Source organism: Sulfitobacter sp. UBA4523 (assembly GCF_002388305.1).
In the GTDB taxonomy this organism is placed as follows: Bacteria; Pseudomonadota; Alphaproteobacteria; order Rhodobacterales; family Rhodobacteraceae; genus Sulfitobacter; species Sulfitobacter pontiacus.
In genome coordinates this window covers 16,360-18,909 of the sequence record NZ_DGMH01000025.1, presented here as the reverse complement: position 1 = coordinate 18,909, position 2,550 = coordinate 16,360, and the positions used below count along the sequence as shown (strand labels likewise).

Here is a 2,550-nt window from a genome sequence, read left to right as displayed (position 1 = left end):
CCCGCCCCCACGCGGCAAGACGCTTGTCCTATTAATTCACTCAAGTATTCCTTGATATCAGCCCTCAAATCTGTTTCTTACTCTTTTTATAAGTTTTACACAGATGGAGGTCACCTGATGACTCTGACGAAATCCGCTTTCACGGCCGCCTTGATGGCCACAGTTGCGATGCCAGCATTGGCCGAAGGGCAGCTGAACCTCTACTCCTCGCGTCACTACGACACAGACGAACGTCTGTATTCCGACTTTACCGAGCAGACCGGCATCACCATCAACCGCATCGAAGGCAAAGCAGACGAGCTGCTGGCGCGTATGGAAGCCGAGGGTGCGAACTCCCCCGCGGACGTTCTGATCACCGTCGACACCAGCCGCCTGAGCCGCGCCAAGGAAATGGGCCTGCTGCAATCCGTTGACAGCGACATCCTCGAAGAGCGTATCCCCAGCAACCTGCAAGACGCCGACAACGACTGGTTCGGCTTTTCGCAGCGCGCGCGGATCATCTTTTACAGCAAGGACGCTGTAGACAACCCGCCGCAGAACTATCTGGATCTTGCCGATCCTGCCTATGAAGGTCAGGTCTGCATCCGTTCCTCCACCAACTCCTACAACCAGACCCTGCTGGCGGCGTTGGTCACGCACCATGGCGAAGAGAAAGCCACCGAATGGGCACAGGGCGTTGTGAACAACATGGCACGTGCACCACAGGGCGGTGACACCGACCAGCTGCGTGGCCTGGTATCGGGCGAATGCGAAATCTCCGTCTCGAACTCCTACTACTTTGCCCGTGCCATCCGCACCGAAGTAGACGGGCTGAGCGCCGATCTGGATAAAATCGGTCTGGTGTTCCCCGACCAGGAAGGCAACGGCGCGCACATGAACCTGTCGGGTGCCGGTGTTGCAGCCAATGCGCCAAACCGTGACAATGCGGTCAAGTTCCTCGAGTATCTGTCCTCCGACAGCGCGCAGGCCTACTTCTCTGCAGGGAACGACGAATTCCCCGCCGTCGAAGGTGTAGAGCTTGCGGAATCGGTCGAGAAGCTGGGCGAATTCAAAGCAGACGAAGTGAACCTATCCGAAGTGGCCAAGAACATCCCCACAGCACAGAAGATCTTTAACGCGGTTGGCTGGGAATAATCCCAGCCTGCCACGGCAGAGACACGACATTGAACCGCATCGGCCCCTGGTCGGTGCGGTTTTTTCATGCGCAAGGGGAAGTGTTTATTTCTGCCGACCGACCTGACGGCAGATCAGGATCACGGGCAGCAATCCCATTGCCACGATCACAAGGCTCGGCACCGCCGCCCCGTCCAGCCGCTCGTCGCTTGCCAGCCGGTAGGCCTGCACCGCCAGCGTGTCGTAGTTGAACGGTCGCATGATCAGCGTTGCAGGCAGCTCTTTCATCACATCGACGAAAACGATCAGCAACGCGGTCAGCAGGCTTGGCGACAGGATCGGTAGATGCACACGGCGCAGTGTGCCCACAGGGGTTTCCCCCAATGACCGTGCGGCAGAGTCCATATTGGCATGCACCATCGCCTGCCCGCCCTCATACGCCCCCAGAGCCGCCGCAAGGAAGCGTACCATATAGGCGGCGACGAGCAGCCAGATCGACCCGGTGACCAGCAGCCCGGTCGATATGTCGAAGGTGCTGCGCATCCAGGCATCAAGCTGGTTATCAAAGGTCGCAAAGGGCACCATCAGCCCCACGGCAATCACCCCGCCCGGCACCGCATAGCCCAACCGCGCGATATAGCCTGCACCGAACGACAGCTTGCCCGGACGCAACCGCTGGAAGAACCCCACGCAGACTGCAGCGGCCACGGTCAGCACCGCCGCCACCCCCGCCAGCGTGGCAGAGTTGCGGATGAAGCCCAGATAGCGCGGGCTCAGCAGGTCTTGCTCTGACCCGATGCCCATCCAGATCAGCACGATCACCGGCAGGATCGCCCCAAAAATAACGGGAATACCGCAGGCCAGCATCGCGGTGGCGGCCTGCCATCCCTTAAGCTGCGCGGGCGGCATCGCCACGGCACGACGCGCCGGATCGTGGTATTGCGCCTTGCCGCGCTGGATACGCTCCAGCATCGCGAGCAGCAGCGCAAAACTAAGCAAACACAGTGCAAGCTGGGCCGCACCAGCGCGGTCGAACAGGGAAAACCAGCTGGTGTAGATCCCTGTCGCAAAGGTCTGCACACTGAAATAGGCGACAGTGCCGAAATCGGCGATCGTCTCCATGACGGTCAACAGAACACCTGCGGCAATCGCCGGTCGGGCCAGCGGCAGGCTCACCTTGAAGAAGGCGGCCCAGGCACTGCTGCCCAAGGCACGTGCGGCCAGAAACGTCGTGGCGGATTGCTGCAAGAACGCGGCGCGCGCCAAGAGGTAGACGTAGGGATAAAGCACCAGCACCAGCATCAAGGCCGCGCCCCCAAGGGACCGGATTTCCGGGAACCAGTAGTCGCGCGGACCCCAGCCCGTGACGTCCCGCAACACCGTTTGCACGATTCCGGGGTGGTCAAGGATATGCGTGTAGGCATAGGCCAGCACATA

Annotated in this window: 2 protein-coding genes; one reads left to right on the top strand and one right to left on the bottom strand. The window is 60.5% G+C overall.

Annotated features, from left to right (window positions below):
• Window positions 1-117 precede the first annotated feature (117 nt).
• Window positions 118-1,134 (top strand): Fe(3+) ABC transporter substrate-binding protein, encoded by a 1,017-nt coding sequence (locus tag B3849_RS06925; protein WP_037942848.1) that lies wholly within the window; start codon window positions 118-120, stop codon window positions 1,132-1,134.
• 84 nt (window positions 1,135-1,218) lie between these two features.
• Here B3849_RS06925 and B3849_RS06920 read toward each other — a convergent pair.
• Window positions 1,219-2,550 (bottom strand): ABC transporter permease (locus tag B3849_RS06920; protein WP_286779949.1); only part of this gene is annotated, 1,332 nt, incomplete at its 5' end.